The sequence below is a fragment of the Paenibacillus sp. PCH8 genome (genome assembly GCF_002968835.1).
In the GTDB taxonomy this organism is placed as follows: Bacteria; Bacillota; Bacilli; order Paenibacillales; family Paenibacillaceae; genus Paenibacillus.
In genome coordinates this window covers 851,374-870,994 of record NZ_PKQK01000003.1, presented here as the reverse complement: position 1 = coordinate 870,994, position 19,621 = coordinate 851,374, and the positions used below count along the sequence as shown (strand labels likewise).

Sequence of the window (19,621 nt, the reverse complement as noted above, 5' to 3'; positions counted from 1 at the left end):
GGGTGCCTAGAACAGAAGAGGGTCTATGGTTTCAACTCTCATCCGTATTCTGAAGAAATGATAGATTTCAGCGTCATAAATTGAATGTACAGGCATAAACTTGAGATATGAACAAGCGCCAGAAGCGTGAACAAAATGATTTTAAGCTTGGAGGAGCCTACCCATGAAGGTGAACTGGAAGGATCTTTTCCCGGAACCGATCCGAACTATTCTCGGAAGAATGCCGCCCGCTCTATTGGAACAAGTCGAGGAAGTACGTATTCGTGAAGGCAGACCCCTGGAGATTAATGCAAGCAACACGTACCACTTCCTGACATCTCAAGGTTGTCCGACCGGGAACCCTGATGAAGCATACGTTCCTCAGAAAGAGGTGACGCACAGACTGCTGGATCTGATCAGTAACCATTCACTCTATACATTGGAAGAGGAATTACGCAAAGGATTCATCACCATCCCGGGAGGGCATCGAATCGGACTTGCTGGCCGAACGGTCCTAAGTGGTGGACGTGTCGAATATCTGCGCGATATCAATGGGTTCAACGTCCGGGTAGCCCGTGAGGTACATGGAGTGGCTGACCGAATCCTTCCCTATCTTCTCGATATGAAGAGCGGACAGGTCCTGCATACGTTGATCCTTTCACCGCCTCAACAAGGAAAAACAACTTTACTGCGAGATCTGGCGAGACAAATCAGCAGTGGAACCAAACTCACTGGGGGCAGCGAACTGGTTCAGGGATTACGTCCGCGCCTGAAAGTGGGGATCGTGGATGAAAGGTCTGAAATCGCTGGTAGCTACAAAGGAGTACCTGGATTCGACGTGGGGCCAAGAACAGATGTGATGGACGGTTGTCCGAAGGCTGAGGGCATGATGATGATGCTCCGCTCCATGTCGCCGGATGTCCTGATTGTGGACGAGATCGGTCGTCCGGAGGATGCTGAGGCGGTGATGGAAGCTCTGCATGCAGGTGTCTCTGTGATCGCGACTGCCCATGGACGGGATCTATCGGAGCTATCTGCCAGACCCGCGCTGAGAACTTTAATCGCCGAGCAGATGTTTCAACGTTATGTGCAGCTGCAACGGACGAGCCGGGGGGCATGACCTTTCGGTTGGCCGATGGCAAAATGCGTGTTTTGCAGCAGACGGAGGCAGGAGGTGAAGCCTTTGGTTAACATGCTTGGTGCAGTGATCATTCTGTTCGCCAGCACCCTCGCCGGATTTTACAAGGCCAGACAGTATGCATTAAGACCGAGGCAGTTGCGGGAACTGATTGCGGCTCTCCAGCGACTGATGACGGAGATTAACTATGGCCTCACTCCTCTTCCCGACGCGATGGTTAAGATGGGAGCCCAGACCAAAGAACCGGTAAAGACACTGTTCCTTCATGCAGCTGCGCAGATGGAACCTCCTCATGGCCTCACTGCCCGAGAAAGTCTACAGTCGGGTGTGGAGCAAGCGTGGGGAAGATCAGCCATGAAGGCTGACGAGCGGGAAGTCATGCTGCAATTAAGCTTCAGCCTTGGCACAAGTGACCGTCAAGATCAGACTAAACATATATCGTTAGCCATTCAACAACTAATGCATGAAGAATCCCGTGCCCAGGCCGATCAAATGAAATATGAACGAATGAGCCGAAGTCTCGGGATGCTTGTCGGAGCGTTAATCGTCATTCTGATCTTCTGAAATAGCCGGGATAGTGAGGTGCCAAGGTCATGAATCTAGAAGTGAACGCAATCTTTCAAATTGCGGGTATCGGAATCATTATTGCCATGATTCACACGGTACTGAAACAAATGGGAAAGGAAGATATGGCTCACTGGGTGACCGTAATTGGATTTGTCGTTGTATTGTTCATGGTGGTCCGTATGTTGGACAGCCTGCTGCAAGAGATCAAATCGATATTTCTTTTTCAATAAAACGGTCATGAAGCCGGGTGGTGGTGACCTGTGGAAATTATCCAAGTTGTAGGTTTGGCGCTTATTGCAACCGTTCTGATTCTGGTCATTAAGGAACAGAAGCCGATGTTTGCCTTTCTGATTGCTGCTGCGACCGGTATTGTGATCTTCATGTTATTGATTGGCAAGATCGGAGCAGTAATCGAAGTGTTAAAGCGGCTAGCCGAGAATTCAGGTATGGAGAGTATCTATCTGAAAACGGTGCTGAAGATTATTGGCATAGCGTACATTGCTGAATTTGGTGCACAGATTGTCAGAGATGCAGGCCAGGAGAGCATTGCTTCCAAGATTGAACTGGCTGGCAAAGTGTTAATCCTTGTACTCGCTATACCGATCATCAGCATTATTATCGAAACCGTCATGAAGCTGATGCCGGTGTAGAAGGGGCGTGCGGACTTCATATGAAATGGATGCATCCCAAACCGCAGTGGCGTCTTACGGTTGTGCTGTTGCTCTGTTTTATGTTCGGTGTTATCGGACAGGTTACTGCAAGCTCGCCTTCCGGTGAATGGATGGAACAGCAGGCAGACCAGCTTCCCAAGGATCAGGTGGAGAAATACTGGGATCAACTGATGCAACAATACGGTGGTTTCTTCCCGGAAGGGAAAACCCCTTCCTTTATGGATATGTTAATACCCGGCAAAGAAGGCTTCAGCCTAAAATCGGTGTTTGTAGCCATAGGAACCTTCATGCTGCATGAAATTTTATATAATGGCAAGCTTCTGGTCACGATTGTGATGTTAAGTGTACTGAGCATGATTCTGGAGACCCTTCAGACCGCTTTTGAGAAAAATAATATTAGTAAAATTGCCTATTCAATCTGTTATATGGTCATCATCATCCTTGCGATTAACAGCTTCAGTGTGGCGATTGGTTACGCCAAGGATGCCATATCCGGCATGATCAACTTCATGATGGCGATGGTTCCCTTGTTATTCACGCTACTCGCGTCCATGGGGAATGTCATTACGGTCTCCGTGACCCATCCGCTCATCATTTTCATGATCCATCTGGTGAGTACATTGATTCACCTGCTGGTTTTCCCGCTACTCTTCTTCTCGGCTGTCCTGCATCTCGTGAGTTCATTGTCTGACAAGTACAAGCTGACGCAGCTGGCAGACCTCTTGCGTAACATTAGCGTGGCGCTACTGGGTATCCTGCTTACGATGTTTCTGGGCGTAATCTCGGTTCAGGGAGCTTCGGGCTCTGTAGCGGATGGAGTCAGCCTGAAGGCCGCCAAATATATCGCAGGCAATTTTGTCCCCGTCGTGGGCAGAACGTTTGCTGATGCAACAGACACGGTCATCACAGCTTCTTTACTTGTCAAAAATGCAATTGGACTCACAGGTGTCATTATCATTCTGTTTCTCTGTGCCTTCCCGGCGCTGAAAATTCTGGCACTGGCCTTGATATACAACGTTACCGGGGCCATCATGCAACCTCTGGGAGATACTCCGATCGTTGGATGCCTGCAAGCCATCGGCAAGAGCATGATATACGTATTTGCGGCGCTCGCAGCCGTCGGGCTGATGTTTTTCCTGGCAATCACGATCTTGTTGACTGCAGGTAATCTGACTGTGATGATGCGCTGAATGTATGTTCGCAAGAAAGGGGCTGAAAAGGATGGGTTGGCTGAGCAGTTGGCTCAAGGAATTGATCATGATCGTTCTGCTGGCGACTTTCGTGGATATGTTGTTGCCCAATCGATCCATGGAACGCTACGTCAAGCTTGTGCTGAGCCTTCTTATCCTGCTGACCCTTTTATCACCGATAACGAAGCTCCTGAGAAGTGATCCGGTTGGAGAGCTGAAACGGGCAATGACCGCAATGGATACTCCATCGGCTGGAAATGCAACACTTGAACAGATTCTGGCACAGGGCAAGCGGCTACAATCGAACGAGCAGGAACAATCCCTGCAATGGACAGCGAAAGAACTGGCTAACGTCATGAAAGGACAGATTGAAGATACCACAGGGGCGAAGGTTCAGTCCGTAGAGGTGCAACTCGTGATGAATAAATACGAAACGGAAATGGAAGCCGCCTCTTCGGTTGAACTGCCTGTAATCCGGAATGTAATCGTCGAAATGGCTGGTGAAGATGCGGGAGGGGACGTGGATTCAGGACAGCAAGAAGCCGCTGTCAATACTCAACCCATTTTAGGGACAGACACGGAATCAGGCAAGGATGAATCACCGCAAATACGGCAGCCCATCCAGATTGGTCAGATTGAAGTACCTGATGTACAGATTGATGTGAGTAAAGGTCAGCGTAAGGGAGATGAAGGACCTTCCGAACCTGTTACAAGCGATCAGGCAGACAAGACTAAGCGGCCAGGTGAGACATCCACACGGTCCGAACATGCGGTGCAGATTATTACATTGCTGACTGAAAAGTGGGATATCGATGCGGACAAAGTTCAAGTGAAAGAACCGAAAAGTGCCCAAGTGCTCTGAGAAGGAGGGTGTCCGATGAAACAATGGTTCAAAAAGATGGAAACCTGGATGGGTGGCGGAAATGGGGGGGCAAGACGGAGCCAAACCTTCCGCTGGCTAATTATTCTGGGTCTGATTGGGGTGGGAATCATGCTCTTCAATTCCTTCGTCAATGTCAAAAAAATTGATTCCGAAAATATCGGACGGGAACCACCGGACCCAGCAACATCCATGGCATCTATACAGAGTGATCCGACAGATCAGAACCCTTTTCAGGCGATTGAAATTGCATTTGAAGACAAAATTAAGAGTGTGCTGGAGAATATCGTTGGGGTGGGAACGGTTGATGTGATGGTTACCGTGGATTCCACAGAAGAGCTGGTCGTTCAGCGGAACGTGAAAGATTCTCAGCAACTTACCGAAGAAACGGATGCGAGCGGTGGCAAGCGACATATGACGCAATATACCCGCGATGGCGAGATTATTACGTATGAAATATCAGGGGATCAGACACCTATAGTGACCAAAAAGCTCAAACCGCAAATCCGTGGTGTGCTTGTGGTTGCGAGAGGTGCAGAGAACAAGGTTGTGAAGGACCTGATAACCGATGCTGTGGAAAAAGGACTGAATGTGGCAGCCTACCGAATCTCGGTTGTACCGCGCAAACAGGACTAATCTGGTTCAATGAATCGCAAGATTCGATTCTCATATAAGAATGAAGCCAATTCGAGGAGGAAGTTCTAATGAATAACAAACGTCAAACAGTATGGCTCGTTTCCATGCTGAGTCTGATGGTCATTTTGTCCGCGTATTATCTGTTCACTGAGGATTCAGCTCCGATTAATGCACCAGTAGCTGACAGTCAGCAAGTGGATGCAATCAAGCAAGGAGAAGCGCAGGAGACCGCTGGCATTCTTGATCCTACAGAAGGTCTGGTTGTTAATGAAGTGGTGAATGGCGGCGAAGTTGAAAGTGATCCAGGTACAGCAGGCACGACTGGCATGACAGGCACGACAGAAGATCCGGCTGCTACAGAAGGTGAAGGAACGGGGAATACAGAGAAATCACCTGCTGTCGAATCAGGTGAAAGTAAGGGCGAAGCAGGAAAACAGACCGACAAAGGGGCTGCAACTACACCAGAGGCGGACAGTCAGGCAGGAGCTAATCCAGTCAAGACAGATGAGGAAGTACTCAAGGAAATGGAAGAACAAAATACGACAGCATCTGCGAGCAGCCAGTTCCAGAACTACCAGTGGCAGCGTGAGGAAAGCAACAATCGAAAGTATGAGGAGCTGATGACCGTTGCAGGGGATCTGAGCAAAACGCCAGAAGAGAATGCCAAAGCAACGGAGCAACTGCGTACACTGGAAGAAAAAGAAGCCAAAATCACTGGCATTGAGGAGACACTCTCCCAACAGTTCGCCAATGCGATCGTTCAAGAAGATGCCGACAAGTATAAAATCGTGGTTCTTAGTGAGAAACTGGATGTCAAACAGGCGGTTTCCATCGTCGATCTGGTCATGAAAGAACTGGCGGTGTCCCAGAACAAAATCAGCGTGCAATACGTCACAGAACAATAATCCAAATCATGGAAAAGAAGTCCCGGGAGCTGGTTCCACTCTCGGGCTCTTTCCATTTTTAACGATTATGATATAATACATAAAGCCATATGACCGTCCTAGTGAGACTGGCATGATGCCGAAGGAGTGAATAATGGAAATGTTTAAATTGAGTGAGATCAAAGAACTGATTAAACTGGTAGATGAAAGTTCCGTTCAAGAGTTGGAAATTGAAAATGAAGGATCACGGTTATCGATCCGCAAACCGGGCAAAACGGAGTATATTCAGGCAGCTGCTATGCAACCGCAAATGATTGCTGCTCCGCAGGTACAACCGGCTGCAGTGGCAAGTGAAGCCGCTCCGCAGGTCGATACTACAAGTCATTTACATAAAATTGTATCTCCGATGGTAGGTACTTTTTACAGCGCTTCCTCACCGGAAGCGGGTCCTTTTGTGAGCACAGGTGATAAAGTTGTTGAGAAAACAACGGTATGCATCATCGAAGCCATGAAGTTGATGAACGAGCTTGATGCCGACATCAAGGGAGAAATCGTTGAAGTGCTGGTTGAAAACGGACAGCTGGTCGAGTATGGACAGCCCCTGTTCCTGGTGAAACCGGAATAACCGTTAATGCTGGATTACAGCAACCGCATGAGCTTCGAAGGAGGACAATAACGAAATGAAATTTCAAAAAATACTGATTGCGAACCGTGGAGAGATTGCGGTACGTATTATTCGTGCCTGCCGGGAGATCGGCATATCGACGGTAGCCGTCTATTCGGAAGCGGATAAGGACTCTCTGCATGTTCGTCTTGCAGACGAGGCGTACTGTATCGGACCGACACTGTCCAAGGACAGTTACCTGAACTTTACCAATCTCATGAGTGTAGCAACGCTTACGGATTGTGATGCAATCCACCCTGGATACGGTTTTTTGGCGGAGAATGCTGATTTTGCGGAAATTTGTGAGTCTTGCAATATTACGTTTATCGGCCCTTCTCCTGAAGCCATCACCAAAATGGGTGATAAGGCTGTTGCCAAACAGACGATGAAAGATGCTGGAGTACCTGTTATTCCAGGATCAGATGGTCTCGTGGAAAGCACGGAAGAAGCGATTATGATTAGCCGGGATATAGGCTACCCGATCATTATCAAAGCTACTGCTGGTGGCGGAGGAAAAGGGATTCGTATTGCTGAAGACGAAGAAACATTGGTGAAGCAGATTACGGCAGCTCAGCAGGAAGCACAGAAAGCGTTTGGCAATGCGGGCGTTTATCTGGAGAAGTTACTGACGGGCATGAAACATGTGGAAATTCAGATTATTGCCGACAAACACGGGAATGCCGTGCATTTGGGCGAACGTGATTGTTCGGTACAGCGCCGTCGTCAGAAATTGGTAGAAGAAGCTCCGTGTCCTGTTCTGAATGAAGAAGTACGTACACTGATGGGTGAAGCCGCAGTACGGGCAGCACTTGCAGTGGATTACTCTGGAGCGGGTACGCTGGAATTCCTGCTCAGTCCGAATGGCGAGTTCTATTTCATGGAGATGAACACGCGTATTCAGGTAGAGCATCCGGTGACTGAGATGGTTACTGGTGTGGATTTGATCCGCGAGATGATCTCGGTAGCGGAGGGTAATCCACTCTCTTTCCGCCAGGAAGACGTGGTTATCAACGGATGGTCGATTGAATGCCGGATCAATGCCGAAGATCCAGACCGTAACTTTATGCCATCACCAGGCAAAATCGGATTCTACCTCGCACCAGGAGGACCGGGTGTACGTGTAGATAGTGCTGCTTATCCCGGGTATACGATCTCTCCTTTTTATGACTCCATGATCGCCAAGTTGATTGTGTGGGGAGCGAATCGGGAAGAAGCGATTGCGAAGATGAAGCGTGCACTTGGGGAATTTGCGATTGAAGGTATATCGACAACGATTCCTTTCCATCAAAAATTACTGGAGCACCCAACGTTCGTTCGTGGTGATTTTGATATTAAATTCCTCGAAGATAACGAGATTTAATAGGCATATTGGGCTTGTTTGTCATAATGTAGCCCAAATGATATAGTATGTAATAATAAGAGCGCATGTCTCCTGCGAAGGATAAGCCCGCACACCCGCGGCTGTTTGCAGGAGTTCCGGTAAAGCCGGACCGGAAGGGTTATGACGGTCGATTGACCTGAGTTCCAGCGCCCTGACGGATGGCCACAAACTTATCTCGCGAAAGGTGTGTTGAACAATGAGTACACTACCGACTGAATTTGAACGAACGGATATCGGTGAAATCCAGATCGCACCTGAAGTTATTGAAGTGATTGCTGGACTGGCAACACTTGAAGTGAAGGGTGTTGCAGGCATGAGCGGCGGATTCGCTGGTGGATTTGCTGAATTGCTTGGTCGCAAAAACCTTTCCAAAGGCGTTAAAGTTGAAGTGGGCCAGCGTGAAGCTGCAGTTGATGTGTCGGTTATTATCGAGTACGGATACCGTTTGCCTCAGGTGGCTACGGAGATTCAACAAAACGTTAAACGTTCCATCGAGAATATGACAGGATTGAATGTGAATGAAGTGAATGTACACATTCATGACGTTCAGTTCAAGAGCACCGAGAAAGTGGAAGAGATCGACCTGAACAGTCAGCGCGTAAAATAAAAGAAGTCAGATTCCCCCGGCATCATCTGCCGGGGGTTATCCCGTCTTGGACAGGTCTTTCAGATGGCGAAAGCTAGTTGAGGATCTGATTTTGCTAGTGAACAGGTTAAGCAATGTTAGTGAGCAAGGGAGGCTGTGCAGTTCGTGGCTAAAATACTGGATCGGCTTCTGTTGTTTATATACAGCATAAGCGTTGGAGCAATATCGGCAGCCGTCATTCTTCTGATCAGCGGTGTGCTGCCTTACGAATTGAATTACCAGCAGGAACAAAATGTTATTGTTGCGGCGGTTGTTGCAGCAGCGATTTTGTTTATCCTGAGTTTGCGATTTTTCTACATCTCGGTTCGGCGTGAGCGTGCTTCATTGCCGTCAGTGGATCAACGTACGGAGTTTGGTGATGTACAGATCTCGATGGAGACGATTGAGAATCTCTGTCTGAAGGCGACTTCCCGTTTCCGGGGAGTACGTGATGTCAAGGCACGCATACGTGTGGTTGAGTCAGGACTGGAGATTATGATTCGCGCAGTAGTGGATGGCGAGACACCTATTCCTGCGCTGACTTCTGATCTGCAAAAGGCGATACATGATCATGTGCAAGAGATTACGGGTATTCCGGTATCTTTTGTTACGGTGTATATCGCTAATGTAACCCAGTCACCTAACTACAAGAGTCGAGTGGAATGAGGTGAGTTTCACTGATGCTGTGGAAAGAGATTTGGGACAGTCACAGAGGCCGAATTACCGGAATTATCGGCGGCATCTTTTTTGGATTTCTTTATGTATGGATCGGTTTTTGGGATATGTTGTTCTTTGCACTCTTGGTGTTCATCGGTTATACGTTAGGCAGACGAAGTGATTCGAAGCTGGGTTCGTCTATTCCCTGGAGGGAATGGAGACAATGGCTCGGCGATCGCTGGCGTCCGTTTAAATGATCTACCTGAACCCTGCAATATGTTTCTTCCGAAAATAGAGCTGTAGTTTAGGTTGCCCGTTTTTTGGAGGAAACACATTGCAGGTTTTTTTGTGAAAAGGGATAACAATAACAATAATACCGTGGAAGCCATCGATCCATCCGATTACGGATAAATGAGATGGGTTCATGATATTAAAATAAGCATGATGACGCTCCAGATGGAGCGTTGCAGGAGGCAGGACATGAAAAGACGTTTGGCAAGGGAAATTGCAGTACAAAGTCTGTATCAGATGGAAATGAATGAGGTAGGCGCAGCAGAAGCTGTGAACATGTTGATTAATGAAGCCGCTGAAGATAATGAAACCGAAGTGGTCATTCGCGATGCAGATGTGATGCGTACTTACGTTACCGAGATTGTACAGGGAGCGTGGAACAACAAGGAAGCGATTGACGGGTTGCTTGTGGATTATCTGAAAGGCTGGCAGATTAGCCGTTTGTCGCGTGTAGATCGCCAGATCCTGCGACTGTCCACGTATGAAATGGTGTTCCGTGATGACATTCCGGCAAAGGTATCCGTCAATGAAGCGATTGAACTGTCCAAATATTTTGGTACAGATGAGTCCGGCAAGTTCGTCAACGGTGTACTCGGACGCATGATTCAGGAAGTCAGCACGATTAAAGAAAAACTGTCTTAAATTACGATTAACTATAGTGCGTGTTCAAAAAGACCGGTTTTCTGGCTTTTTGAACAACCTCTAAATATATGTTCACATAAGGGAGAGAGAGTACAATGACAGCATCTATTATTAACGGTAAAGAAGTATCCCAAGAGATCCGCGCAAGCATGACGACAGAAGTAAAACGGCTTAGCGAACAGGGGGTAGTACCTGGTCTGGCTGTTGTGCTCGTCGGGGAAGATCCGGCATCCCAAGTATATGTGCGGAATAAAGAAAAGGCATGTCATGACGTCGGTTTCTATTCCGAAGTGCATCGTCTGGATGCAAGCACGTCCCAAGAAGATCTGCTCGCGCTGGTGGACAAGCTGAATAATCAGCAATCTATCAACGGAATTTTGGTTCAACTGCCATTACCGAAGCATATCGAAGAGAAAGCAGTGATCAATGCGATCGCCGTAGATAAAGACGTAGACGGATTCCATCCGGTCAATGTGGGTAATCTCGTTATTGGTGACGATAGTCTGCTTCCTTGTACCCCAGCGGGTGTGATCGAGTTGATCAAGCGTACCGGGCTGGAAATGTCGGGTAAACATGCGGTGGTCATCGGAAGAAGCAACATTGTTGGCAAACCGGTGTCTCTGTTGCTTCAGCGTGAGAATGCGACGGTGACCATGTGTCATTCCCGTACCGCGAACATGAAAGAGATCACGCGTCAGGCCGATATTCTGGTTGTGGCCATTGGCCGTGCCAACTTTGTGGATGCCGATTTTGTGAAACCGGGTGCTGTTGTGATTGATGTCGGCATGAATCGTTTGGAAAATGGCAAATTGGCTGGTGACGTAGATTTCGAAAGCGTGAAAATGGTATCGGGTCCAATTACGCCAGTTCCGGGTGGCGTTGGTCCAATGACGATTACGATGCTGATGCAAAATACATTGATCGCTGCCAAACGCGCTCACGGATTGGCCTAGGGTTCTATCTGTGGCAGATCAAAAAATCTACTCTATCAAAGACCTGAACCGATACATTCGGATGAAATTGGAATCGGATCAGGTCCTGTCGGACGTCTGGCTACGCGGGGAGATTTCGAACTTCACACATCACTCCAGCGGCCACATGTATTTTACATTGAAGGACAAGGACAGCCGGATTAAGTCGATTATGTTTGCATCCCATAATCAGCGATTACCCTTTGTACCGAAGGAGGGTGCAAGGGTTATTGCTCGTGGTAATGTATCGGTGTATGAACGGGACGGACAGTATCAATTCTACGCCACGCATATGCAACCGGACGGAATTGGAAGTCTCTATCTGGCTTACGAACAGCTGAAGAAAAAGCTGGAGGATGAGGGGTTGTTTTCACCCTCAAGAAAAAGACAGATTCCCCGTTATCCACAGACCATCGGGGTTGTAACATCGCCAACAGGAGCGGCAGTACGGGACATCATGATTACACTGCAGCGCAGATATCCTTCCGCCAAAGTGGTGTTATATCCAGTGCTTGTTCAAGGTAAAGGTGCAGCACCATCCATAGTTAAAGCGATCGGCAACCTGAACCGCATGGGCGAAGCCGATGTGCTGATCGTTGGACGCGGAGGGGGTTCACTGGAGGAATTGTGGGCCTTCAATGAGGAGATTGTGGCGAGGGCGATTGTGGCTTCGGACATTCCTGTAATATCAGCAGTTGGGCATGAAACCGACTTTACCATTGCCGATTTTGCAGCCGATTTGCGTGCTGCTACGCCTACAGCTGCTGCAGAGCTGGCTGTGCCTAACCGAGCCGAGTTACTTGATCAGATTGCACAACGTCAGCGTCAGTTACAGCACAGTTTGCGACAGCGTGCCGTACATAATCGTGAACGGCTCGCCAGATTACAGCGTTCGCCAGTGCTCGTTCATCCAAGACGTACCTTGATGCAGCACACCGAACGACTGGATATGATGCACCAACGACTTTTGAGGACAGTGGATACGCGTATGAAATGGACTGGAGAGAAGCAGGAGCGTCTTCGAGCGGCACTGCAACGATTCAATCCTCGTGACCAGGTGAATTCAGCGCGCCGCGAAAGCACGGCAGCACGCAGGCAACTGGAGCTTGCGATGAGGTCCATAACCAGAGGCAAGCAGCAACAGTGGAAGTCATCTGTGCGGCATCTGGACGCGCTTAGCCCGCTTAAAGTCATGTCACGTGGATACAGTCTTGTCTATGATGAGCGGGAACAGCGATTAATCAAGTCGATGAAAGATGTACAGCCAGGAGATTCGATAAAGATTAAATTAACAGACGGACAGTTGGACTGTCAGGTTTGGGGAATGAAGGAGGACGACAATACCCATGGCGAATGAACCGGAATTGAATTTCGAAGAAGCAATGGCGGCATTGGAAGACATCGTAGGTCAACTTGAGCATGGTGATGTTCCGTTGGAACAAGCCATCGATCTGTTTCAGCGCGGGATGAAACTTTCGCAACTGTGCGGTTTGAAGCTGGAACAAGTGGAACGCAAGATCGAGATGATCGTAGAAGAAGATGGGGAGCTTCGCAAGAAGCCCTTTGGAACTGCTGACGATGAGAGCGGTGAAGTCCATGAGTAATCGTCCTTCGTTTCAAGCATACCTTCAGGAGGTCACAGCTGAGGTAACGGAAGAGTTGAAACATACTCTTCCGGTTCACTGGGATGTACCCCAATCGCTGATGGATGCGATGCAGTATTCACTTATGGCCGGAGGCAAACGCCTTCGCCCTCTTCTGGTCGTTGCTGCGGCGGAAGCCTTCGGTGCACAGCGTATAGCTGCAATGCCGGTAGCCTGCGCCGTGGAGATGGTTCATACCTATTCCTTGATCCACGACGACCTGCCTGCTATGGATAATGATGATTATCGCAGGGGAAAGTTAACCAATCATAAGGTATATGGTGAAGCAACAGCGATATTGGCAGGTGATGCGCTGTTAACTCATGCCTTCTATAGCATTGTTCAAGCTGGTCGCCGTAGTGGTGTATCGCCAGACGCTCTGCTGTCGATCGTGGAGGACATGTCCGAACTTGCTGGAGCAAGAGGCATGGTCGGTGGGCAAGTTGCTGATATGGAAGGCGAACAGGGGATGACCGATCTTGCGCAGCTTCAATATATTCATTTGCACAAGACGGGTGATCTGATCGTATTCTCCCTTATTGCAGGGGCACGAATCGGTGGAGCAACGGAAGGGCAATTGGAAGCACTGCGTGTGTTTGGCCGTGATCTGGGGCTGGCGTTTCAGATTCAGGATGATATCCTTGACCTGACGGGTGACGAGCAAAAGATGGGTAAGAAAACACAGAGCGATGTGAATCAGCAGAAGGTAACGTATCCTTATTTTATTGGCATGGACGCTTCTATGGATGAGGTGAAATCCCTTACGCAATCAGCAAAAGATGCACTTGAAAGAGCCGCGTTACCTGATGCATCCCGGTTGTTGGAAATTGCGGATTATCTGATGAGTCGAGACCATTAGTTTCGGGTGAAGCATGCTGTTTCAAAACATATATAACGGTGTAATGATTGTAATGTCCTTTTTCCGAGTGGTTGGAAAAAGTCTGTCCCAAATGAATTTGGGCATACATATGGAAAAGGATCATACATAATTTGCTGGCGGAAATGCTCGTTATCGGGAGTATGGAGCAGTAAATTATGATTCTTGTTCTTTTATGTTATAATGATCTAATGTCATTTGGATCATAACTTGTATACATGGTTTACATCAACAATCAAACAATCTAGGAAAGCGGGGAGATTCTCGTGCTGCTTCCACAAATTAAACAACCCAGTGATCTAAAGTCGATGTCTCAAGATGATCTTGTGCTTTTGTCGGCAGAGATCCGGCAGTTTCTGATTGAGAAACTGTCCGTTACAGGGGGGCATCTCGCACCCAACTTAGGAGTGGTTGAGCTCACGGTAGCCCTGCATTACTGCTATAACAGTCCAGCAGACAAAATGATTTTCGATGTAGGGCATCAAGCTTATGTGCACAAAGTCCTGACAGGGCGCATGGATCGTTTTGATACATTGCGTCAACAAAATGGCCTGTGCGGATTTGTCAAACGCAACGAAAGTGAACATGATGTATGGGAAGCTGGACACAGCAGTACTTCATTGTCCGCTGCTATGGGGATGGCTCTTGCGCGTGATCTGAAGGGTCAGGATAACCAAGTCATCGCGATGATTGGCGATGGCGCACTTACCGGTGGTATGGCTTTTGAAGCCCTCAATCATATTGGTCATGAGCAAAGAAAACTAATGGTTATTCTTAATGATAATGAAATGTCCATTGCTCCAAACGTTGGGGCCATGCATAAATATTTGAGCAAGATTCGTTCCGATCGTCATTATCTGAAAGCGAAAGATGATGTTGAGGGAATGCTCAAGAAGATACCAGCTATTGGGGATCGTTTGGCGAAATCGGCAAGTTGGATCAAAGACAGTGTCAAATATATGATGGTACCCGGTGTGCTTTTTGAAGAACTGGGCTTCACTTATCTGGGTCCGATAGACGGGCACGACATTCCCAAATTAATTGAGACCTTCAAACAGGCTGATAACGTGGCTGGACCTGTACTGGTTCATGTACTGACGACCAAAGGTAAGGGATATCAGCCAGCGGAAGCCGATTCACACAAGTGGCACGGAATATCTCCGTACAAAATTGAATCCGGTCAAGTATTGAAGGCTGTGGGCAAACCAATGTACACGGAAGTATTTGGTCAGACGCTGATTGATCTTGCGAAGCAGGATAAGCGGATTGTAGCTGTAACTCCAGCGATGCCTACCGGATCGGGTCTTATTCCGTTCAGTAAGGAATTCCCTGATCGCATGATTGACGTAGGTATAGCTGAACAGCATGCGGCAACGATGTGTGCTGCTTTGGCAATGGAAGGATTAAAACCTGTCTTTGCTGTATACTCTACATTTATGCAACGTGCATATGATCAGATTGTACACGATATCTGCCGTCATAATGCCAACGTCATGTTTGCTATTGACCGCGCAGGTTTTGTCGGTCCAGATGGGGAAACACATCAGGGAGTATACGATGTAGCCTTTATGCGTCATATTCCAAATATCGTTCTGATGATGCCAAAAGACGAAAATGAACTGCGCCACATGATGAAAACGGCGCTTGATTATAATGAAGGTCCAATCGCTTATCGTTATCCACGTAATAATGTGGTAGGGGTACCCCTGGATGATGTGCTTGTACCGATTCCAATTGGAACTTGGGAGCAACTGCGTCCATCTGAGGGATATGCAATTATAGCCTCCGGATCCATGGTACAGATTGCAGAAGAAGCATCGGAGACGATCAAGCGGGAAGGCATTACGGCTGGCGTAATCAACGCTCGCTTCCTCAAACCTCTGGATGAGCAGATGCTGCGTGATCTGGCTGTACGGAGCACAAAACTGATTGTGCTTGAAGAGGTATCACAAGCAGGTAGCATGGGTAGTGCTGTTCTGGAGTTCTATGCTGAACAGGGACTGCATGATGTTCATGTGAAATTGATGGGGATTCCAGATCGCTTCATCGAGCATGGCAGTATTAAGGAACAACGTGAGGAAGTGGGTCTTACCGTTGAGAATGTCTGTGCTGAACTGCGCAACATGGCTGTTCAATCAGCTTACGGCATGCCCAAAACACGATTTCCTTCGTAATTCTACAAGATAGGAGAAAGACATGTCACTCCCGAAAGAACGAATTGATGTTCTGCTGGTTGAGCAGGGCTATTATGAAAGTCGTGAGAAGGCAAAAGCTGCGATCATGGCTGGGCTGGTGTACGCTAACAATGAGCCGATTGAAAAGGCGGGCATGAAAATTCCACGGGAAGCCGAGCTGAAGGTTAAGGGCTCGGTACATCCCTATGTCGGCAGAGGCGGATTAAAGCTCGAAAAAGCGATCCGTCATTTCGGTCTTGATATGAGTGGACTTGTGATGCTCGACATCGGTTCATCGACCGGTGGTTTTACCGATTGTGCACTACAGCATGGCGCATCTCATGTATACGCAATTGATGTGGGCTATAATCAGCTCGACTGGTCATTGCGTAATGATGAACGGGTTACCGTTATGGAACGAACGAATTTCCGCTATGTAACTCCCGAAGATCTGAATGGACCTAAGCCGAACTTTGCGAGTATTGATGTGTCGTTCATTTCACTGCGAATCATATTGCCCCCGTTGCTTGCTCTTCTGCATGAATCTGCAGATATCGTGGCCTTGATCAAACCTCAATTCGAGGCAGGCCGTGATAAGGTGGGCAAATCCGGTGTGGTACGTGATTCCAAGGTACACAAGGATGTATTACAGACGATGCTTCATTTTGCAAACCAACTTGGCCTGCATCTGCAGGACTTAACGTTCTCCCCGATCACGGGCGGAGAAGGCAATATCGAATTTCTCGCGCATTGGCGTCTGGACGTACCAGAGGCAACACAACCAGAGAACGATCCGGCTTCACTTGATGCACTTGCGGAACAAGTTGCGAAAGAAGCTTCTCATACATTTAAGGGAAACTCATCATAGGATGGGTTTCTTTTCGCTGGAAAGATGATCGATGTAGAGGGAAATCGTTACTGAATCTCGAATAAGTCTTCGAGGTGAGCGTTAATGGATGGGCAATACGACACAATCGTTATAGGTGTACTTGCTGTCTGTTTGATCTTGTGGCTGTTCTTCGGCTTGCGTAATTGGGTTACCCGACCGGTGCCTGTGAGCTTGTCTGGAATGCAACTGAATGCCAAGATTCAGGATTCCCCGGCGTTGGATCTGCTTGAAGCACAAGGGTATGAAGTCATCGGTGGCAGAATGAAAGTTCCGCTGGCTTTTGAAGCCAATGGATCCGTTTTTTACAGCAGACTGTTCATTGACTATGTTGCAGAGCGTGAGGATGACAGGTATCTGGTGAAGACGTCCCGTCGCAGACAACCGCTTGAAATGACCGGACCTGCGCTAAGGGACCGCTTCCTTCATTATCTGTTGTTATACCCTGGCTGTGAAGGGTTGCTGTATGTTGACGTGGAGGATTCCGATATTAAGTTAATCAGGCTCATGGACTATTCGGAAGATGTGTATGATGGGTATGATCTGGACTAATATAAAAAGAATGAACATGGCATGGCAAAGCCTGCGGCGAACGACATTTGCTGCTTTATTGCAATACATTTAACTGGAGGCATATATGAAAGGACAACGACACATCAAGATTCGTGAAATAATAAGCCAAAATGAAATAGAAACACAGGACGATCTGGTGGAAACACTGCGTCAATCGGGCTTTCAGGTGACGCAGGCGACGGTATCCCGAGATATCAAGGAACTTCTATTAATCAAGATTCCGATGGATGATGGTCGTTATAAGTATTCTTTGCCAACAGATCAGCGATATAATCCGATTCAGAAGCTAAAGCGTGCACTTGTGGACAACTTCCTTCACATTGATCACGCGAACAATCTGGTTGTGATGAAATGTCTGCCGGGAACAGCCAACTCGATTGCTGCTTTGCTTGATAATATCGAGTGGAATGAGGTCATGGGGACGATCTGTGGAGATGACACGATTCTCATTATCTGCCGGACTGAAGGTAACAGCGTGACCGTCATTGAACGGATCATGGGTTACATTTCCTAATCAATGATTCAAAAACATAATTTCTGAGTTAGTCATCCGGAGGTGTTGTTGCAGATGTTAGTTACTTTATCGATTCGTAATCTGGCTGTGGTGGAAGAAGTTGACGTTGTATTCCATCCGGGATTCCATGTTCTCTCTGGGGAAACGGGTGCGGGGAAGTCGATCATTATAGATGCACTTGGTTTGATTGCCGGAGGACGGAGTTCAGCGGACCTGATCCGGTATGGATGTGACAAGGCTGAGATGGAAGCTCTTTTCGAGATGGAGCAGAGCCATCCGGTATGGCAGATATTGGAGAAGCTTGGTATCCATTGTGAACCGGAGGAGCATTTGGTGATCAGGCGTGAATTGAACACGCAGGGTAAAAGCACGTCACGGATTAATGGACAATTGGTCAATCTGACCATGCTGCGTGAAGTAGGGGAGAAGCTGATTAATATCCATGGTCAACATGAACACCAGAGTTTGCTGCGCGCAGAGAGCCATCTGGGGCTTCTTGATACGTATGGCTCGGAAGTAATTGGACCCGTCAAAGCGAAGTATCAGGAGCGCTACAGTAAGTTTATCACGGCCGAAAAAGAACTGCGTGCGCTTCAGGAGTCGAGTCAGCGTGCATATCAACTTCTGGATATGTATCGCTTTCAACTTGAAGAGATCGCAGCGGCAGGTCTAACTCAGAGTGAGGATGAATTACTCGGGAAGAACGGGTCAAACTATCCCATAGTGAGAAAATGATGGACAGTGTTGCTGGTGCATATGATCTGCTCAGTGGTCAACGCGGGCTTGAAGCTGTAAGCATTGCACTTTCACGAATTGAAGATATATCAGGATATGACAGTAAAGGATTACAACCAATTGTTGAACAGCTGCAATCGGCTTTTTATCAATTGGAAGATGCGACTTTTCAGTTAAGGGATTACCGGGAGAAAATTGAATTTAATCCGGGAAGACTGGAAGAAGTGGAACAAAGGCTGAATCTGATTTCTGGCCTCAGACGGAAATACGGAGACAGTGTGGAACTTATTTTGAGTTATTATGATCAGATTAGTCATGAAACCGACCAACTGGAGAACAAGGACGAACGTCTGGAGATATTGCGGGCTGAACGTGACAAAATGCTTAACCTTGTGATGGAGTCTGCCGAGGAACTCAGCAAAATTCGCAAACAATGTGCCGAGGAACTTGCTGCTCAGGTGGAAAGTGAGCTTAAAGATCTACAGATGGAGAGAACGACACTGCGTGTGCAGATTACTCCGTTCGAAGATCCGAAAGGCATTGAATGGAATGGACGGCGTATTCGTCTGAATCGTCATGGTGCAGATAATGCGGAATTCCTGATCTCACCGAACCCCGGTGAGCCTCTGCGCCCACTGGGCAAGATTGCTTCAGGTGGTGAGTTGTCGAGAATGATGCTGGCCATGAAGAGTATCTTTGCACGACATGATCGGATACCTGTGTTGATTTTTGATGAAGTCGACACAGGCGTTAGCGGTAGAGCCGCTCAATCCATTGCGGAAAAATTGTTCCGTTTGTCTTCGACGTGCCAAGTTTTCTCAATAACTCACTTACCACAAGTGGCTTGTATGGCAGATCATCAATACCTCATCGAGAAACATGTCTACGATGGACGGACGATGACGCAAGTGGAATCGCTGTCAGACGAAGGCAGAGTGAAGGAATTGGCACGTATGCTGGGCGGCGTGGAAATTACAGAAAAAACACTGCATCACGCACAGGAAATGCTGAATTTGGCGGAAGCCAAAAAAGGGTGAAACGAG

At 47.8% G+C, this 19,621-nt stretch carries 21 protein-coding genes and 2 pseudogenes; all 23 read left to right on the top strand.

Annotation, left to right across the window (positions count from 1 at the left end; all coding sequences use genetic code 11):
• The first annotated feature begins 163 nt into the window (after positions 1 to 163).
• The 23 genes and pseudogenes from spoIIIAA to recN all read left to right on the top strand — a co-directional run bounded on the left by spoIIIAA (position 164) and on the right by recN (position 19,615).
• Positions 164 to 1,170: pseudogene (spoIIIAA, locus tag C0Q44_RS21290) on the top strand (stage III sporulation protein AA).
• A complete protein-coding gene (gene spoIIIAB, locus C0Q44_RS21285) occupies positions 1,163 to 1,681 on the top strand; it encodes a stage III sporulation protein SpoIIIAB (protein WP_105409216.1) in 519 nt (172 codons plus the stop codon). The pseudogene spoIIIAA and the gene spoIIIAB overlap by 8 nt, the downstream one beginning before the upstream one ends.
• Before the next feature lie 29 nt (positions 1,682 to 1,710).
• Positions 1,711 to 1,914 carry a stage III sporulation protein AC gene (spoIIIAC, locus tag C0Q44_RS21280; protein WP_017687585.1) on the top strand — a complete coding sequence of 68 codons (204 nt, stop codon included), beginning with the start codon at positions 1,711 to 1,713 and terminating at the stop codon, positions 1,912 to 1,914.
• Positions 1,915 to 1,944: 30 nt separating this feature from the next.
• The gene (gene spoIIIAD / locus C0Q44_RS21275) at positions 1,945 to 2,334 is read left to right on the top strand and encodes a stage III sporulation protein AD (protein WP_017687586.1); all 390 of its coding nucleotides are present in this window, start codon (positions 1,945 to 1,947) and stop codon (positions 2,332 to 2,334) included.
• A gap of 20 nt (positions 2,335 to 2,354) precedes the next feature.
• Positions 2,355 to 3,545: a stage III sporulation protein AE gene (gene spoIIIAE / locus C0Q44_RS21270; protein WP_105409215.1), complete on the top strand. Its 1,191-nt coding sequence runs from the start codon at positions 2,355 to 2,357 to the stop codon at positions 3,543 to 3,545.
• A gap of 31 nt (positions 3,546 to 3,576) precedes the next feature.
• A complete protein-coding gene (spoIIIAF, locus tag C0Q44_RS21265) occupies positions 3,577 to 4,407 on the top strand; it encodes a stage III sporulation protein AF (RefSeq protein WP_181151106.1) in 831 nt (276 codons plus the stop codon).
• A 15-nt stretch (positions 4,408 to 4,422) separates the two neighbouring features.
• Positions 4,423 to 5,061: a stage III sporulation protein AG gene (gene spoIIIAG, locus C0Q44_RS21260; protein WP_105409213.1), complete on the top strand. Its 639-nt coding sequence runs from the start codon at positions 4,423 to 4,425 to the stop codon at positions 5,059 to 5,061.
• Positions 5,062 to 5,129: 68 nt separating this feature from the next.
• The gene (locus C0Q44_RS21255; RefSeq protein WP_105409212.1) at positions 5,130 to 5,966 is read left to right on the top strand and encodes a SpoIIIAH-like family protein; all 837 of its coding nucleotides are present in this window, start codon (positions 5,130 to 5,132) and stop codon (positions 5,964 to 5,966) included.
• A 139-nt stretch (positions 5,967 to 6,105) separates the two neighbouring features.
• Positions 6,106 to 6,570 carry an acetyl-CoA carboxylase biotin carboxyl carrier protein gene (gene accB / locus C0Q44_RS21250; RefSeq protein ID WP_105409329.1) on the top strand — a complete coding sequence of 155 codons (465 nt, stop codon included), beginning with the start codon at positions 6,106 to 6,108 and terminating at the stop codon, positions 6,568 to 6,570.
• A gap of 55 nt (positions 6,571 to 6,625) precedes the next feature.
• The gene (gene accC / locus C0Q44_RS21245) at positions 6,626 to 7,969 is read left to right on the top strand and encodes an acetyl-CoA carboxylase biotin carboxylase subunit (RefSeq protein ID WP_105409211.1); all 1,344 of its coding nucleotides are present in this window, start codon (positions 6,626 to 6,628) and stop codon (positions 7,967 to 7,969) included.
• A gap of 217 nt (positions 7,970 to 8,186) precedes the next feature.
• Positions 8,187 to 8,597, top strand: coding sequence for an Asp23/Gls24 family envelope stress response protein (locus C0Q44_RS21240; RefSeq protein WP_017687593.1), 411 nt, complete (start codon positions 8,187 to 8,189; stop codon positions 8,595 to 8,597).
• A 144-nt stretch (positions 8,598 to 8,741) separates the two neighbouring features.
• Entirely contained in the window at positions 8,742 to 9,281 is a 540-nt protein-coding gene (gene amaP / locus C0Q44_RS21235) for an alkaline shock response membrane anchor protein AmaP (RefSeq protein ID WP_105409210.1), read from the top strand.
• Between the two features lie 14 nt (positions 9,282 to 9,295).
• Positions 9,296 to 9,529, top strand: coding sequence for a DUF2273 domain-containing protein (locus C0Q44_RS21230; protein ID WP_105409209.1), 234 nt, complete (start codon positions 9,296 to 9,298; stop codon positions 9,527 to 9,529).
• Positions 9,530 to 9,752: 223 nt separating this feature from the next.
• Positions 9,753 to 10,205: a transcription antitermination factor NusB gene (nusB, locus tag C0Q44_RS21225; RefSeq protein ID WP_105409208.1), complete on the top strand. Its 453-nt coding sequence runs from the start codon at positions 9,753 to 9,755 to the stop codon at positions 10,203 to 10,205.
• A 95-nt stretch (positions 10,206 to 10,300) separates the two neighbouring features.
• Positions 10,301 to 11,158 carry a bifunctional methylenetetrahydrofolate dehydrogenase/methenyltetrahydrofolate cyclohydrolase FolD gene (gene folD, locus C0Q44_RS21220; RefSeq protein ID WP_105409207.1) on the top strand — a complete coding sequence of 286 codons (858 nt, stop codon included), beginning with the start codon at positions 10,301 to 10,303 and terminating at the stop codon, positions 11,156 to 11,158.
• 10 nt (positions 11,159 to 11,168) lie between these two features.
• Positions 11,169 to 12,533, top strand: a complete 1,365-nt coding sequence (gene xseA / locus C0Q44_RS21215; protein ID WP_105409206.1) for an exodeoxyribonuclease VII large subunit — start codon at positions 11,169 to 11,171, stop codon at positions 12,531 to 12,533.
• Positions 12,523 to 12,780, top strand: a complete 258-nt coding sequence (xseB, locus tag C0Q44_RS21210) for an exodeoxyribonuclease VII small subunit (RefSeq protein ID WP_017687599.1) — start codon at positions 12,523 to 12,525, stop codon at positions 12,778 to 12,780. Before xseA ends, xseB begins: the two co-directional genes overlap by 11 nt.
• Positions 12,773 to 13,678: a polyprenyl synthetase family protein gene (locus C0Q44_RS21205; RefSeq protein ID WP_374955133.1), complete on the top strand. Its 906-nt coding sequence runs from the start codon at positions 12,773 to 12,775 to the stop codon at positions 13,676 to 13,678. The genes xseB and C0Q44_RS21205 overlap by 8 nt, the downstream gene beginning before the upstream one ends.
• 284 nt (positions 13,679 to 13,962) lie before the next feature.
• Complete coding sequence (gene dxs, locus C0Q44_RS21200; RefSeq protein ID WP_105409204.1) at positions 13,963 to 15,870, top strand: 1-deoxy-D-xylulose-5-phosphate synthase; 1,908 nt, start codon at positions 13,963 to 13,965, stop codon at positions 15,868 to 15,870.
• Positions 15,871 to 15,892: 22 nt separating this feature from the next.
• Entirely contained in the window at positions 15,893 to 16,738 is an 846-nt protein-coding gene (locus C0Q44_RS21195) for a TlyA family RNA methyltransferase (RefSeq protein WP_105409203.1), read from the top strand.
• Between the two features lie 84 nt (positions 16,739 to 16,822).
• Entirely contained in the window at positions 16,823 to 17,308 is a 486-nt protein-coding gene (locus C0Q44_RS21190; RefSeq protein WP_105409202.1) for a hypothetical protein, read from the top strand.
• 85 nt (positions 17,309 to 17,393) lie between these two features.
• Positions 17,394 to 17,843, top strand: a complete 450-nt coding sequence (gene ahrC, locus C0Q44_RS21185; RefSeq protein ID WP_105409201.1) for a transcriptional regulator AhrC/ArgR — start codon at positions 17,394 to 17,396, stop codon at positions 17,841 to 17,843.
• A 54-nt stretch (positions 17,844 to 17,897) separates the two neighbouring features.
• Positions 17,898 to 19,615: pseudogene (gene recN / locus C0Q44_RS21180) on the top strand (DNA repair protein RecN).
• The last annotated feature ends 6 nt before the right edge of the window (positions 19,616 to 19,621 follow it).

Excerpts from the sequence above, each read along its gene's own strand:
- spoIIIAC (WP_017687585.1), top strand. The coding sequence starts at position 1,711 with ATGAATCTAGAAGTGAACGCAATCTTTCAAATTGCGGGTATCGGAATC.
- spoIIIAE (WP_105409215.1), top strand. The coding sequence starts at position 2,355 with ATGAAATGGATGCATCCCAAACCGCAGTGGCGTCTTACGGTTGTGCTG.
- spoIIIAF (WP_181151106.1), top strand. The coding sequence starts at position 3,577 with ATGGGTTGGCTGAGCAGTTGGCTCAAGGAATTGATCATGATCGTTCTG.
- spoIIIAG (WP_105409213.1), top strand. The coding sequence starts at position 4,423 with ATGAAACAATGGTTCAAAAAGATGGAAACCTGGATGGGTGGCGGAAAT.
- C0Q44_RS21255 (WP_105409212.1), top strand. The coding sequence starts at position 5,130 with ATGAATAACAAACGTCAAACAGTATGGCTCGTTTCCATGCTGAGTCTG.
- accB (WP_105409329.1), top strand. The coding sequence starts at position 6,106 with ATGTTTAAATTGAGTGAGATCAAAGAACTGATTAAACTGGTAGATGAA.
- accC (WP_105409211.1), top strand. The coding sequence starts at position 6,626 with ATGAAATTTCAAAAAATACTGATTGCGAACCGTGGAGAGATTGCGGTA.
- C0Q44_RS21240 (WP_017687593.1), top strand. The coding sequence starts at position 8,187 with ATGAGTACACTACCGACTGAATTTGAACGAACGGATATCGGTGAAATC.
- C0Q44_RS21230 (WP_105409209.1), top strand. The coding sequence starts at position 9,296 with ATGCTGTGGAAAGAGATTTGGGACAGTCACAGAGGCCGAATTACCGGA.
- nusB (WP_105409208.1), top strand. The coding sequence starts at position 9,753 with ATGAAAAGACGTTTGGCAAGGGAAATTGCAGTACAAAGTCTGTATCAG.
- folD (WP_105409207.1), top strand. The coding sequence starts at position 10,301 with ATGACAGCATCTATTATTAACGGTAAAGAAGTATCCCAAGAGATCCGC.
- xseB (WP_017687599.1), top strand. The coding sequence starts at position 12,523 with ATGGCGAATGAACCGGAATTGAATTTCGAAGAAGCAATGGCGGCATTG.
- C0Q44_RS21205 (WP_374955133.1), top strand. The coding sequence starts at position 12,773 with ATGAGTAATCGTCCTTCGTTTCAAGCATACCTTCAGGAGGTCACAGCT.
- C0Q44_RS21195 (WP_105409203.1), top strand. The coding sequence starts at position 15,893 with ATGTCACTCCCGAAAGAACGAATTGATGTTCTGCTGGTTGAGCAGGGC.
- C0Q44_RS21190 (WP_105409202.1), top strand. The coding sequence starts at position 16,823 with ATGGATGGGCAATACGACACAATCGTTATAGGTGTACTTGCTGTCTGT.
- ahrC (WP_105409201.1), top strand. The coding sequence starts at position 17,394 with ATGAAAGGACAACGACACATCAAGATTCGTGAAATAATAAGCCAAAAT.